This is a genomic window from Bacteroidia bacterium, assembly GCA_033391075.1.
Lineage (GTDB): Bacteria > Bacteroidota > Bacteroidia > J057 > J057 > JAWPMV01.
The window spans coordinates 2,780,200-2,794,936 of record JAWPMV010000001.1 but is presented as its reverse complement, the minus strand read 5'-3'; the positions used below and the strand labels follow the sequence as shown (position 1 = coordinate 2,794,936).

Annotated in this window: 11 protein-coding genes; 10 read left to right on the top strand and 1 reads right to left on the bottom strand. The window is 42.6% G+C overall.

All coding sequences use genetic code 11. The features are described from left to right. Positions 1 to 110 precede the first annotated feature (110 nt). The 10 genes from R8P61_11285 (at position 111) to R8P61_11240 (ending at position 13,330) form a co-directional block, all read left to right on the top strand. Complete coding sequence (locus tag R8P61_11285; GenBank protein ID MDW3647641.1) at positions 111 to 1,340, top strand: serine hydrolase; 1,230 nt, start codon at positions 111 to 113, stop codon at positions 1,338 to 1,340. A 66-nt stretch (positions 1,341 to 1,406) separates the two neighbouring features. Next, on the top strand, positions 1,407 to 2,288 hold the full coding sequence (locus R8P61_11280; GenBank protein MDW3647640.1) for a hypothetical protein: 882 nt from the start codon (positions 1,407 to 1,409) through the stop codon (positions 2,286 to 2,288). A 26-nt stretch (positions 2,289 to 2,314) separates the two neighbouring features. Next, positions 2,315 to 4,312: a serine hydrolase gene (locus R8P61_11275; protein ID MDW3647639.1), complete on the top strand. Its 1,998-nt coding sequence runs from the start codon at positions 2,315 to 2,317 to the stop codon at positions 4,310 to 4,312. Between the two features lie 114 nt (positions 4,313 to 4,426). Next, positions 4,427 to 6,586 carry a prolyl oligopeptidase family serine peptidase gene (locus R8P61_11270; protein ID MDW3647638.1) on the top strand — a complete coding sequence of 720 codons (2,160 nt, stop codon included), beginning with the start codon at positions 4,427 to 4,429 and terminating at the stop codon, positions 6,584 to 6,586. Positions 6,587 to 6,682: 96 nt separating this feature from the next. Next, on the top strand, positions 6,683 to 7,195 hold the full coding sequence (locus R8P61_11265; protein MDW3647637.1) for a hypothetical protein: 513 nt from the start codon (positions 6,683 to 6,685) through the stop codon (positions 7,193 to 7,195). A 46-nt stretch (positions 7,196 to 7,241) separates the two neighbouring features. Next, positions 7,242 to 8,654 (top strand): amidohydrolase family protein, encoded by a 1,413-nt coding sequence (locus tag R8P61_11260; protein ID MDW3647636.1) that lies wholly within the window; start codon positions 7,242 to 7,244, stop codon positions 8,652 to 8,654. A gap of 22 nt (positions 8,655 to 8,676) precedes the next feature. Beyond that, positions 8,677 to 9,903: a glycosyl hydrolase family 18 protein gene (locus R8P61_11255; protein MDW3647635.1), complete on the top strand. Its 1,227-nt coding sequence runs from the start codon at positions 8,677 to 8,679 to the stop codon at positions 9,901 to 9,903. Between the two features lie 211 nt (positions 9,904 to 10,114). Beyond that, complete coding sequence (locus R8P61_11250; protein ID MDW3647634.1) at positions 10,115 to 10,471, top strand: hypothetical protein; 357 nt, start codon at positions 10,115 to 10,117, stop codon at positions 10,469 to 10,471. Positions 10,472 to 10,588: 117 nt separating this feature from the next. After that, positions 10,589 to 11,308 (top strand): AraC family transcriptional regulator, encoded by a 720-nt coding sequence (locus R8P61_11245; protein ID MDW3647633.1) that lies wholly within the window; start codon positions 10,589 to 10,591, stop codon positions 11,306 to 11,308. 162 nt (positions 11,309 to 11,470) lie between these two features. Next, positions 11,471 to 13,330 carry a hypothetical protein gene (locus R8P61_11240; protein MDW3647632.1) on the top strand — a complete coding sequence of 620 codons (1,860 nt, stop codon included), beginning with the start codon at positions 11,471 to 11,473 and terminating at the stop codon, positions 13,328 to 13,330. A gap of 67 nt (positions 13,331 to 13,397) precedes the next feature. On the opposite strand, the gene R8P61_11235 is transcribed toward R8P61_11240, so the two are convergent. Next, entirely contained in the window at positions 13,398 to 14,408 is a 1,011-nt protein-coding gene (locus R8P61_11235; GenBank protein MDW3647631.1) for a hypothetical protein, read from the bottom strand. Positions 14,409 to 14,737: the final 329 nt, after the last annotated feature.

Below are 14,737 nucleotides of genomic sequence, written 5' to 3'. Positions count from 1 at the left end.
CCATTTAAGGGGTTAAAGCTGGATGATTCTATAAGTTTATCCAACATTGAATGGAACGGATAGCCTTTCGCTATTCATGAGCTATCGTCCAGGGAGAAAATTGAAAAGAAATGAAAAAATTTATCTCGGTCCTCTTTATCCTAATCCTTTTTCAATCATGTACCACAGAACCAAGAGTAGATACGACTGCACCCAAATATGAAACCTATAACTATTCCGGATTTACAAAAGAAGAAGTATATGGATTCCATAAACGCATTTTTGAAGGAGGAAGCTGGACCGAATACGGCGATTTGGAACGCTACTTTTACCTGAACTTCTCCCAAATAAAAGAACACGCGCGCATACGGAGGTCTGATACGCCAAAAATTCTGGAAGAATCACCTCGAGAAGATGTGAAAAACTTTATTACCTCAGCAGATTTAAAAAAAGGAGCTGGATTATCATTGAATGACTATGTACAGCAAGTAGAAGTTAATGGGCTAATTATCATTCACAAAGGCAAAATCGTCTTCGAAGGTTATCCGAGAATGTTCCCGGACGATTTGCACGTTAATCTTGTTATAACCCAGGTCTTTGTAAGCACGTCAATAGCTATTTTAGAAGATAGGGGATTAGTCGATACGAGCAAACCTATTGATTACTACTTTGATGCGCTGAAAGGATCTGGATGGGAGGGAGTTCCCCTAATTGATATTCTTTCCATGAGTTCTGGAATTGCCCGCGTACCCTTAGAGACCTATGAGGCAAGTTTTGACCCCATTAAAGATTTAGCTACTGCGAAATCCGTCAAGCCCTCAGGAACAGAGCATCAATTTTCGAATGCTGATGCTATGGTATTAACGCTACTGGTAGAAAAAATTAGTGGCCTTAGCTTTCGCGATTTTGTAGAGCATGAAATATGGAGAAAGATAGGGGCTGAATATAGTGCCCTTATAGGAAGCAATACCAATGGCACGTCCATTTCCTATGCTAGTGGCATGTCAACCAGCCTTCGAGATTTGGCTCGATTTGGTCTTGCTTTTACCCCAAGCGGTAGAAAGAGCGCCAATCCCATAATTTCTGATGCGCACTTATTCAACATTCGCGATGTAAATAAAAACCTCCAAAAGAAGTCCCGGCATACAGAAGAGATAACATACAGCAGTTACCAATGGCGCGCAGTCTACGAAGATGGTGATTTATATAAAGGCGCTCATGGGGGACAAGGTCTTTATATATCTCCTTCCAGGGATTTGGTTATTGCTTTTTTCGGAACCGCTAATACTGATTTTGAAAGCAATCAACTCCATGTCATTGCTCGACAGCTTGCCAAATCTGGATTGTTTGATATTCAGTGAAATGAGCTGCAAAGGAGGTGCATGAAATACCCATACATCAGCAAACATATTTTAATCCTAACATCAATGATAAGCAAAACAGGACCCATACTTTTACTCCTATTTATCCTAACAAATTTGGCCTTTGCCCAGGAAAACAAAGAGAGTGATTTCAACTTCCCGGACTTAACAGGACCTTACATGGGGCAAAAGCCTCCAGGTATGGTGGCAGAACCTTTTGCTCAGGGAATTATTTCTACAGAAGGTTGGGAGATTGAGGCTGTTTTCGCCCCTGGGATGAAAGAGTTTTACTTTACTACACGGAGCGGAGAAGGCACCCCTATTACCGTAATTGGCTTCCGGCAGCAAGCTGATGTTTGGAAGAAATATATTGAATTCAAGCGTACAGGAGAAATATCCTTTTCACCTGATGGTTCTCGCATGTACATGGCCAAAGGCTATAAAGACCGCATAGGTGATGGCTGGTCTGAACGCAAAAGCCTCGGCCCACAGTTTGACAGGGAAGATTGGGGCATTATGCGTCTGACAGCCTCATCGAAAGGCACCTATGTGTTTGATGATTACAAAAGCGGCGATGTAATACGCATGTCTATCCTTAAGGATGGCAAAAGAGAGGCCCCTAAAAAGATGGGACCAATCGTTAACACAGGCGAATGGACAGCGCATCCTTTTATAGCCCCAGATGAAAGTTACCTGATTTGGGATAGCGAAAGGGAAGGGGGCTATGGGGATTCTGATCTGTATATCAGTTTCCGACAAAAGGATGGCTCATGGGGGCCTGCCATCAATATGGGTGATTCGGTCAATACCGACAAATGGGAAGCCTTTGCGAGCGTCACCCCAGACGGCAAGTACATCACCTTCAATAGAGCTATAAATAGCGATACGATGAACGTGGATATCTACTGGGTGGACGCAAAAATTATTGAAACACTCAAGCCTCAATAAGAACACATTTAAAAAAGAAAGAATACATGAAAGCTTTAGCAATACTCCTCCTGGCAAGTATTATGGCCCTCAATCCGGTTTTTGCACAAGAAAATGGTGCAGAAGAATCTGCATCAAATGAGGGGAAATCTTCTTTAGAATTACCACAAATACAGCTAATCCCTATACAAGATTCGCAAACGGGAAGAAACTATGATCTTTACATAAAGTTGCCAGAGAGTTACTCAGAAAATAAGGACACCAAATACCCTGTGATTTATTATACAGATGCATTCTGGCATGTCGAAATACTATCTGCCTCTACAGAATACATGCTGGAAGACGTTATTCTGGTAGGAATTTCCTGGCAAAAAGACATCAATGAAGATCTGAAAAAAGAAAGGGGAGCACATGTTAGTCGATTCAGAGATTACAGTATCAGAGAATCGAACAATACCGAAATTCAGGCCAAGTATCAATTAGGGCAAGCCAATAAACACCTGGATTTTATTCGCAATGATGTCATCAAGTATCTGGATACCAATTATCGAACAGATGCAGACAGCCGTACCTATTTCGGTTATTCTCTGGGCGGTGAATTTGGGGCTTATATATTGCTGACTCAACCAGAAACTTTTGACAACTACATTATTGGTAGCCCATCGATCAAAAGGGAAGTCCCTTATTTAGCTGAACTCAATGCTAAATTTGGATCTTTCGAGACAAATAAAAGCAAGAGCCTCAATGCCAATGTTTTCATATCATATGGAAGCCTGGAAAAAGAGGCCGCTGAGTCTATTGAGGAATTTATCAGCTTACTGAAGGCTAGAAGAGATAATGGCTTATCCTTGCAAACGGAGGTAATTGAAGGGAATCATCAAACTGCCTTCCCTCTGACTGCCGTTCGCAGCGTAGCCTGGTTATCAACTCTGATAGATAATGTTTCGAGTAGTAAGACTGAGCTTTCATTTTTTGATGTCCCACAACTCAATAAGGCATTTATTAACCCAAAACCCGAGGATAGAGAAGACGAAATCATAGTGGGAGAACTAGGGGTAGATGGGGGAAATAAAGAGATGGTACTCAAGTTGGCACAAGAGATCGCTGAAGGTAAGCACGGTCGCTTCGACAGCTTTCTTATTTCCCATAAAGGCAAACTGCTCTTAGAGTCTTATTATGCACGGGGTCGCATCAACCTCCCGCACTTCCAAGCCTCAACGACGAAAGTCTACACTGCTTTGGCCCTCGGCCGCGCTATCCAGATGGGCTACCTGTCCATGGCTGATCTAGACAAGCCACTGATTAGCTTCCTCAAGGAGCTGGATCCAACAAAATTTACGGAGGGGGCAGAGAAAATCAGCCTGAAGCATGCGATGACTATGCGTTCTGGTATCCGCATCAGTGAAGAACAGAGAGAGGAATTTGAGAAAGATCCAGAACAGTTAAAAGGGCAGGGGCAAGTTCAGACCTATCTTGAGCAAAGTGCGCCCATTACTGCAGCATCTCAGACTTTTTTGTACCAATACGATCCGGATTTAGTGATGCAAGTCCTGGAAGCCGTCGTCCCGGGTTCTGCGAAAGACTTTATAAAAAATGAACTCCTCGACAAAATGGGTATAAAGACTTATAACTGGGAGACTGATCTCAGCGGCCTTCCTCGGTCGGGTTCTCACTCAAGTATGACATCGCGCGCTATGCTGAAGTGGGGAACTTTGGTCTCCAACAAAGGCAAATGGAAGGGAGAGCAGCTGATTCCCGAAGCCTATATCGCAACTGCTACAAGCAGGATCATCAAGGTCGACGATGAGGATGTGTTTGGTGGCGGCAAAGATGTTTCTAATCAAGGCTATGGGTATTTCTGGTGGTCAGCAGATTTACATTACGACAATAAAAGCTATTTCTGCGCATCTGCCCAGGGTGGTGGCGGTCAATATATTATTCTGATCGAAGAGCTTGATTTGATGCTTGTAGTTACCGCTCATGATATCGAAAATAGCACCCTGCAAATCATCGCAGAAAGGATCTTACCTGCTTTTGTAAAATGATTTCTATTATTGAATAGATTTGAAAGAAGCACTTCAGAAAGGGCAGGCTCCCATGGCGCGAGCCCTATTTGAGCAGTATTTGATTATTATGCCAGACTTTACTAAATCAAATACATGAAACAGATCTCTTTTTGGCAAATATGGGTAGCGGCAGGCTTACTGATGGCGATACCTGTAACCGTCACAGCACAGGAAGCTGAGCTCACGCTTGATGAGCTGTTCGCAGCGCCAAAACTGACGGGAACCACCCCGTCCCGGCCTGCCTGGGCACCGAACAGTGAGCACTTCGCCTTTTCCTGGAGTGAAGCAGGTAATCCTGTGCGTGGCCTCTGGGTATCCACAAGCGATGGGAAGGAAGTACGCCTCAGTTCCAATACGGCATCCGCCTCAGTGCGCGATATTGTCTGGATCGACGCGAACACAATCATCAGCCTGCGAGGCAATCACCTATGGCAGACATCGCTGAGCCAGGGAGACGACCTCGAGTTTATGCCTGTCGAGGCAGGTGCCCATAATCTGTCGGTATCGCCAGGTGGCAAGCAAGCGGCCTATATAAAGAAGGGGGACCTCTGGTTGGCTGATTTCGCTTCCATACAGAATCGCCAGCTCACCAATATCGGCATCGCCAGTCTCTCGAGTTTAGGGAAGGGGCGCTACAGCCGACCGGAACGGGAAATCGGTCCAGGCATCTGGAGCGGCCCCACATACAAGTGGTCCCCGGATGGCAAGACAATCGCATTTCACCTCGTTGACCGACGCGAGATGCGAAAGGTGCCCTTCCCGGATTACCTCGCTGTCGAAACCAACCCCAACGAGGTACGCCGAGGCTACCCTGGCGATCCAAACGAGATTCGCAGGCTAGGCCTGCTCGATGTAGAAAGCGGTACCATTACCTACCTCGATTTGCCAGACCCGCACGCTAATCAGGTCATCGACTTCAACTGGTCAGCAGACGGTACTCTACTGATTGATACCGCATCCGACACGGCAGTTGAGCGTAAGTTGTTTGTCCTTGCACCTGGCGAAAGCAAACTGCGCGAGATTTGGCAAGGTATTCGAGAGAGCCGCATGTACACATCTTTTGGATCTAGCTGGCATCCGGATGGAAAGAAGGTCGTTTTCTTAAGCGATATGGGTGATCGCTACGGCCTTTATACAATCGATGCCACACCGTCAAGGGATCGTCCGAAGCTCCTGACAGATCCGTCTTATGATGTACTGTCCGCCCCAAGGATTGCGGGTAATGCGCTGTTTTATGCGGGCAATGGCGTTAATCCCTACGAGCAACACGTATATCGACTGAATATATCCGGTGGCGACCCCGAGCAGCTGACACATCTTTCGGGCCGGAACAATGGCTACCCCTCACCAGATGGCCAGCACCTGGTGTTCATGCACAGCAACGACACATCACCGCCTGAGCTTTACGTGCTCAGCAGTGAGGGGGGTGAGGCTAGACGAATAACCCACTCACCCTTGCCCGCCTTCACGGAGCGAAGCTGGGCAGCTGCGGAATATGTTAGTTTCCCTAGTCTTATAGATGACTACACCCTGCATGCCCGGATTCTGAAACCTTCAAACATGCAGCCCGGCAAGAAGTATCCCGTGCTGTTTGGGCCCGTGTATTCGAATACAACGAGGAATCGCTGGGCCGGTAACTACAGCCTCGTACAGCAATTGTTGGTCAAAAAGGGATACATTATCGTGCAGGTGGATTCACGTGGTAGCAACGGTTATGGCCGGGCATTCCGTGAAGAGTTCCTGCTGGGCTTTGCTGACCAGGACATTGAGGATTATGCGAGTGCCGTTGCCTACATGGAGTCACTGGAATTTGTCGATCCCGATCGCATCGGCATCTGGGGCAGCAGTTACGGTGGCACACTCTCCGTTTATTCGCTCTTGATGAAGCCGGGCTTATTTCAGGTGGGGGTTGCTGCAGCGGCGGCTGTTGATCCGGAATTCTTTGGCACGGACGACGTCGCGATTGTTCGTCGCCCACAGACACATCCAGAGATCTTCGAAAGAAAAGCGATCAAGTACGCAGCGAATCTGGAGGATAAACTCCTGTTCATCCATGGCATCCAGGACCATGTGGTACCTTTCAAGACGACAGCTGTCTTAGCTGAGGAACTGATTAAACTGGGCAAGGACTTTGACTTTGCGTTTGCACCGGGTGCGACGCATGGATGGAGCCGTGAACGATATTATAGTCGCTACCTGTTTGGTAAGATAATCGAATACTTTGATCGACACCTGGCTGTGCCGTCTGAATAGATGTTTGCAGCTGTCTTGTTGCGATATGTTCAGCCTACGTTATAGATACGGCCGACCACTTTGCTGGCCGTTCTTTGCTAAGGAAAAAAAAGAATAATGAAATTTGAATTAAGATTTGATAAGAAGGATCTTCTGAAATTCGCAGAGAGATTCGAGTATCAAAGTGATCAGGATATGTTCTTGATCGGTGAATCTGCAAAGAGGAATAAATTTCTATCTTATGAAGACTTTATTTCTATTTGTGCATGGAAAACACCAAGGTCAAAGCCCAAAGTTGAGAGCAATGATGAAGCATATGTAAAGGAAATAACGAATATTTCATTTACTACTAAATCAGATCAATTAAGAATAGAAATTCTGACTTTATTAAATGGTGTTGGCTGGCCAACGGCATCAACAATCTTGCATTTTTGTCATAGAGAAGAATTCCCCATACTAGATTTTAGAGCCTTATATTCATTGGGATTAGACTCAATTCCCAATCAATACAAATACAACTTTTGGAAGGAATATACAACCTATTGCAGGTTCCTTTCAAAGGAATTAAACCTTGATCTCAGAACGATTGATAAAGGGCTTTGGCAATATTCAAAAGAAAATCAAAAATAGGATACCTTTATAAAATAGCATGGCAATAACCCCCAACTCTAATCTAATGAAACAAATCCTACTGCTTATTTTACTTATCTCCAGCTTTGGAATTCATGCACAAGAAAACCTATCGGAAGAAGTAGGTAAATATGTTGAATACCCACGCGGAAATTACCTACTACAAAACCTTAACATCCTGGATGGGAGGGGCAATAGTGTTCAGGAAGATATGGATATTTGGATCGAAGGAGAGATTATTAAAGAGATTGGGAAAGATTTGGCGATCCCTCCAGGTGCAAGAGTACTCGACTTGTCTGGGAAGTCAGTTATCCCGGGTTTTGTCATGTTGCACGAACATATGTTCTATCCCAAATCCACGCCTGATCAAGCCTATGGATTAGATCAAATGAGCTATTCCTTTCCGCTTCTCTACCTTGCGGGTGGAGTAACCATGATGCGTACGGCTGGAAGCATCATGCCTCAGGCTGACGTAAACATCAAAAAATGGATCAATGAAGGTAAAATCCCCGGACCAAAAATGGACGTAACCAGTCCCCATATGGATCGGGAGGGCTTACCCATTGTTGAGTTCTTTACCTTTGACGATACAATAGAGGCAAAAAATCAGGTAGACTTTTATGCTAATCTGGGTATTACTTCTATTAAGGTTTACAATTTCATCAATCGAGATGATTTAAAAGCCATAGTTGATGCAGCCCATGCGAGAAACATGAAGGTGACCGGGCATTTGTGTTCTATTACCTATCGAGAAGCTGCAGATATTGGCATTGATAATATCGAACATGGGTTTGGGTCTTGCCCCGATTTTTTACCAGATAAAACTCCTGATCAATGCAATCCCTTTATGACAAGCGCATTGCTGGCGACGGATCCCGAATCTGAGCAAGTGCAAGACCTCATAAATCACCTGGTCAAGAAAAAGGTAGCGCTAACTACAACCATCAATGTCTGGGACCCTTACACAGGTAGAGAAGTTGTGCCTGGGGGAGGGCTTAAAGCACTGGCTCCCCTGGCAAAAGAAAACGTCTATCAGAGATGGATCAGTAAACAAGGAAATGACTCACTCGATTATTTGGTTTTTAACAAACTCAAAATATTGGATAAAAAATTTCACGATGCCGGGGGACTATTGGTAGCTGGAACCGATCCTACCTATGATGGACGAATTGTACCAGGCTATGCAAACATGCGCTTGCTGGAAATTTTGGTTGAAATGGGCTTTACTACCGCAGAAGCAGTTAAGATATGTACGCTTAATGGAGCAACATACCTTGAGCTGGAAGAGGCAATAGGAACCCTAGAGGCAGGGAAAATTGCGGACTTGATAATTATGAGTGAAGACATTACCCAAAATGTCAGCGCAATACGGTCCGAGAAAATCGTATTCAAAAATGGTATAGGCTATAACTCAGAAAAGCTTTTTAAAGCTGCCGAGGGATTAGTAGGAATAAGGTAAACTTAGCACAACAAGCCCTAACATGAATATGCGATCTCAGTTGATTGAAGGGAAAATGCGGAAGCTCTTACTTTCAGTAAATCTTCTTTTTGCACTATTCCTTTTAGCGAGTTGTACCTCTGATCCCCAATCAGAAAATTCTGCCGATGATTTTCAGACGATCACGAAGGATTCTCTTCAGGCCGATAAAGAACTTAGCCCTCTCCGAATTATCGGCTTTTATCATGGGGATGGAGCAGATATGGGAAAGTATGAAATTGGGAAGCTAAGCCATATCGTATTTTGCTTTACCACCTTAAAAGGCCATAAAATAGGCTTCAAAACAGAGCAGGATAAGACAAAACTAGAGAAACTAATTGCATTAAAGCAGGAGTATCCCCATCTCAAAGTGCTGGTTTCTTTTGGAGGATGGGGTGGTTGTTATAGTTGTTCCAATGTTTTCGCTCGGGAAGTTTATCGAGAACGCTTTGCCGAATCGGTCAAAGATCTGCTAATCGAATACGGTGCAGATGGATTTGACCTGGATTGGGAAAGCCCAGTAATTGGAGGTCCACCCAATCACTCGGCCTCTATAGATGACAAGGCTAATTTCACCGATCTCCTCAAGAAATTAAGACATGCGATTCCATCGGAAATGGAACTAAGTTTTGATGCGAACACTTTCAAAAGATATGTAGAAGAATCCGTGGAATGGGAAAGTGTTATGCAGTATGTGGATTACGTCAATCTGATGAGCTATACTTTACCCGGAAATGAGCCTGATCGGACAGGACATCACACGGCTTTATATTCATCACCCGCTCAAATGGAAAGCGCTGACTTGGCCATTCAAAGGCTTGATAGCTTGGGAATTCCTCGGCAGAAACTGGTATTAGGTGCTGCTTTTTATGGGGAAATGTATGAAACCCTTGATACAATTAATCAGGGACTTGGGAGAAAGGCGAAATTCAAATCATATTTCGACTATCAACAGATTTCTAATCGTATGTTAAACAACAGCGACTATGATTATCATTGGGACTCCACCTCCCAGGCGCCCTATCTTTTCAATCCTAGCAGCAGGCTGTTCATAACATTTGATGACCGAAAATCAGTTGCTTTAAAGACGGAATACGCCCTTACAAATAAATTGAGAGGAATCATGTTCTGGAAACTGAATGGGGATAGTTTCAAGCATGGTCTACTGGATGCTATTTATGATTCAAGGGATGAGAATTCAACAAGCCCATTCAGGGGTTCCAGCAATTGAGCTTCCTACACATTTAGTTGGAGCTTAGCAGTTATTTTACCCTTGATAGAATTAGAATCTGAAGATGCAAAGCCTATGTAATGCGAAAGTTTCGGAAATGAATCTTTTTCAAAGCCCGAGTTCGTATATACATAAGAAAAAGCAGCCGTCACAGACATAGCTTGCTTTTACATATCGTTTAGCAAAACGCTTAGCTACAAATATCAATGCAATGAGAATTTTACTATTAATACTTCCTTTAATTTTCCTGACATATCTTGAAGCAAAGGCTCAAACAGAATTCTTAATCGAACCTTCCCAGAGTATGATCATGACGGGAAAGGGGATTGGGCAGGACGCAACCCTTAATCCATATTTTGGAGAAGATTGTTTTGCTATAGTTGAAAATATCGGCAGCCGACAGTTTTCAATTAGGGTCCAGGAGGGTGGAAAGATTATCCAGGAAATACCGATCCTAAAAGGTGAATTAAAAAAAGTAAAGCTTTTGAAGACCTATGAACTATACCTGGATCCAAATCCACAGGGAATAGCAAAAGCCAGAGTAGATTATGAAAAGTTAAGCGAATAAAACCTAGCCTGGCAAGGGCTATGCATATTTGCTTGAACTCCACTACTTATAAATAGAATTTTATATTTCCTCTACTGCTAATTTAAATCAAGAAAATAGCAGGCAGTACATATCGGAATGGACAAATATCTCTTACTATATGAAGGGCAATACTTAGGACAAACGATCAAATCCTACAAAACGGATTTGATTTCAGTTAAGAGTACCCTACATGAAAGATCCGAATCCAAATTTCACGCCCATAGCAATTCCTATTTAAGCATTCTACTCAGCGGCCTCTATTCTGAAGTAACCTCAGACTCGCAAAGAATCATTTCCCCCTGCAAGATTTTGTATAGGCCGGCACACTACAAACATAAAAATCAGTTCATCGCTGACCAGACCAAATGTTTTAATATCGAGTTTAGTCCAGCATGGTTTGAAAAGCATGGGGTAAACGAAAAAAAGATAAAGCACCAGCTTAAGGAGATTCAAAATTTCCCCTTCATTTTACATCTACTGATAGACTTTCTCCAACACAGGGAAATGGAATTTTTCGAAGAGCTTCTGCTGCAATTGATAAGCTCTAAAGAGAAGTTAGCTAGCCCTTTAAGAATGCCCTGGTTGGGGAAATTAGTTCGGATTTTGGACAATGAAATTGAGCAACACCATTCTTTAACAAGCTTGTCTGAACGAGTCTGTGTCCATCCCAACTATATGTCCCGAGTATTCAAGGAGCATTTTGGCCTTACCATAGGGCAATACCAAATGGATCAAAAAATTAAAGGTGCGACAAAAAAACTATTTACTGAAAGGAACTCCATTGCCCAAATCGCCTTAAACTCTGGCTTTTTTTGACGAATCCCATTTTATAAAAACATTCAAAGCTTATCATAAGATCAGTCCCCATCAATTCAGGATGCTCTTAAAATAGTTAGGCTGATACAATTTTAGCTTAGCAAGCGGTTTTAGTTTGGACTACTATTTATCCATTTATGTTCAAATCTTAAAAAAACCAAGATGAGTAGATTGATTTTTGGGATGATTTTATGGCTAACCTCTACGCTCGCTCAGGGGCAAGGGAATACCATAGAATCTTCTAACGTAGCCTATGACCATTTCAAGCTAAAAGAGTCCCATACGATATTAACATCTATCCTGACGATTGATTCGATTCAGCCTGAACAAAAGTGTAAAGCCTTAAGAAAGCTTGCCCATCAGGACTGGAAATATTACCAGGATTATGATTTGGCAAAAGAAAGATTGCTGAAAGCTGATTCTGTGGGCTATGAAAAATACGAAACATGGATGCTCATCAGCAGAATTGAAAGGGAATCTCAACATGCGCAGGAAGCCCTACATGCAGCAATAAAAGCGAGAGAATTTGCCCAATCAGAAAATGAAGTAAATAAGGCTAATACTAAATATGCACATGCGGTGTTCGCTTCTTCTGTTGACCGGCTAAAAATGGGGGAGGGGATTGACAGAGACTTAGTACAGAAAACTACTAAACTCCTTTCTCAGGTTTTAGAAACGGATGCAGGTTTGCCTGAACCATCTAAACTCTTACTGGCTTTAGCCTTATTAAATAATGAGGGTGATAAGGTAATCCAGGCCTGGCAGTCTTACTTTCAAATTCAGAACATTCAGCAAGTCAATCCTTATTTACGTCTTTCGGCTGAAAAGCTGGACCAAGTGTGTAAAAACTGGAAGGGAAATGATCTATCTGTTTCAAATCAGGAAGTCTTAATTGATGCGCTTTCCTCTTCGCGCTTTTACGAATTCATACCGGCATTTGTCGCAAAATATAAGAATGAAAATGCCTACACGACCCAAACAAAAGATGCCATTACCTATGCAGAATTTCTGGGTGAAATTAAAAAAGAGACCAATGAGTACTATCGTTTAATTGCCATTGAACAGGAAAATGAAAGAAGCTATATAGCCTGGTTAAGCAAGAAAAGAAAAGAACTCTGGAACAAGCTTTCATTTACCGCAGAGCGTGCGTACAGTGATGATGAATTTTTAAAGGAAATGGAGGAGCATTTCGGTGCAAGAGGGTTTGCCGGCGGAACGGGAAATTATAGCGGCTTTGTGTTAGCGCTTGGACACATCGTAAATCAGGAAAAGGCAAAAGTGGAGCAATATGGGTACAAACCCGAGTTTACCTACACGCAAATTGATATGATGGCTTCAAATGGGTTTTCCAGTTGGTTTTGGGAATATAAGGCCATAGGCGGATGGGCTACGGATAATGAAATAATACGGGTCAGGGAGGTATATCTGAGTGGGCCTATCAATGCCTGGAAAATGGCTACTGATTCTCTTGAACGCGCCAAGACAGAGAAAATTATCAATGAATTCCTGAGTAAATCGACGGAAAATCAGGCAGAAATAGCAAAAGGTTTAGCCGCAAAATTAAGGCTCGATGCCATTAATGATTTATATAAGGAACTTGCCTCAAATGGATTAAGAGGAAAAGACTTAAAATTGGCATTCTTGTCGAAGTATAAACAATATAGAACGGAAGCTTCTATGCTTGCACATGAAGGCAGGCATAGCATTGACCAAAAATATATGCCCGAAGAGTTTGAAGATTGGAGCAGTGAAATACGAGAATTTCGAGGCAAACTTTCACAAATTATCTTTGCCCCCGAACCTAGATTAGAATTACCGGGAATGCTAACTAGCACTACGGGTACTAGCGGACATATCAAAGCAAATAAAAGAGTGATGGACGTGGCAGTTGAATGGATTGAAGAGAATAAAGAACAGATTGAAGGATATTCTGATGATAAGTCCGCCTTTGCCCAGATTTATCTCTTAAGAAATGATCAAATAAAAGAATGTTTTAGGCAGGCAGACCCTTTAAATAAATAAAAATGAGATCCGGGAAAACATTTTTCCTGATCTCATTTTTGCTATAAAGCATCGCTTCCGAAGAACGCTAATAATTCTCTTTCCACTCCTTCCATTCGTAATGATTGACCTGATTGTCCGCATTGGGGTCGTAGAAATAATCATCGCTGCGGATGTATTCATTATTTCCATTGGTAAAGTAGCGTTTTGAACCCGCTTCAACTTGCATGCTTTGCCCAGTGTAGGAGTCTGTTATTGTTTCTTCTTCCAGAATCCCATTTATAGTGGCAGCATGGCCTCTATCATTCATTGCATTTCTTGATCTCCATCCTTGCATACTCATATCACTTATAGCATTCGAACTTTCCATCCAGGCTTGATTTCTCGCATTAAAAGCAGCTTGATTAGCAGCCATTCTGGACCTGTGAGCTGCCCAACTTGCGTTACTCTTCGCAATTTCATTTTGATTATAGCGCTGAATTTGGTCCATATTAGGATGAACATGGCAGATAGCAAAGATGAAATCATTTTTTGCCTCCTCGTAAACAGATGTCTGAGCATCTATGGCATTAATATAATATCCCCAAAAGTTGCCAAATTGACTTCTACTTATGGTCTGGCGTAAAACCAGGAGAGATCTGTTCCCATCAGGTGTTACACAATCTACCCCTAAAGCATGAAATTCATTCTGGGGTGTACCAAATTTCCATAATAAGTCGGTATAAGCACGATCATAGTTTTCAATTTCAGGAATGACAAAGGTTCCCAGGATTTTTCCCCCGGCTTGCTTTATCCCTGGAGCCAGATCTTGTCGCACAACTTCTTCAAGAGAAATGGCCCTTCTTTGCTGAAAAGCGTAATGTTTGTATGGGAAATCAGTCGTTTTTATGCCATTTGGCCCAACTATCGAATTCCCCGCTATTTTCCATTCTTTAGGCAAAGGTATATGTCCCATCAATTCTCCGCTTTGAGGATTTGTCATGGGAGTCATAACCAATGTTTTACTTCGCATTTTTGAAGGAGAATCCGTTTCTTGAGATTGTCCACATGAGATCACGGGAATGAGAAGGCTGAGGAGGATAAAATGGATGATTTTCATTGCTTATGATTTTAACGTATACCCTAATATCGAATGGGGGTAAAGAATGTCATCATAGGTTGAAATCATAAACCTGAAATCCTTTAATACCTGAGGGGAGCAGCAGGGACTATTTTTGTCTTGATAATCTGCTTTATCATGCTTATATATTGATCATTTCGTTGAATAAAACAGCTGAGAAGTATAAGGGGGGAAAGAATTAATTATTTTTATTGCTGGAGAGTTAGGAGCTAATACGGAGGATATTGAAAAAATGAATGAAAGCATAACTTTGTATATAAAATCATATCAGCCTTCGGCATGCTGTGCTTTATATACTAATCCTTGTT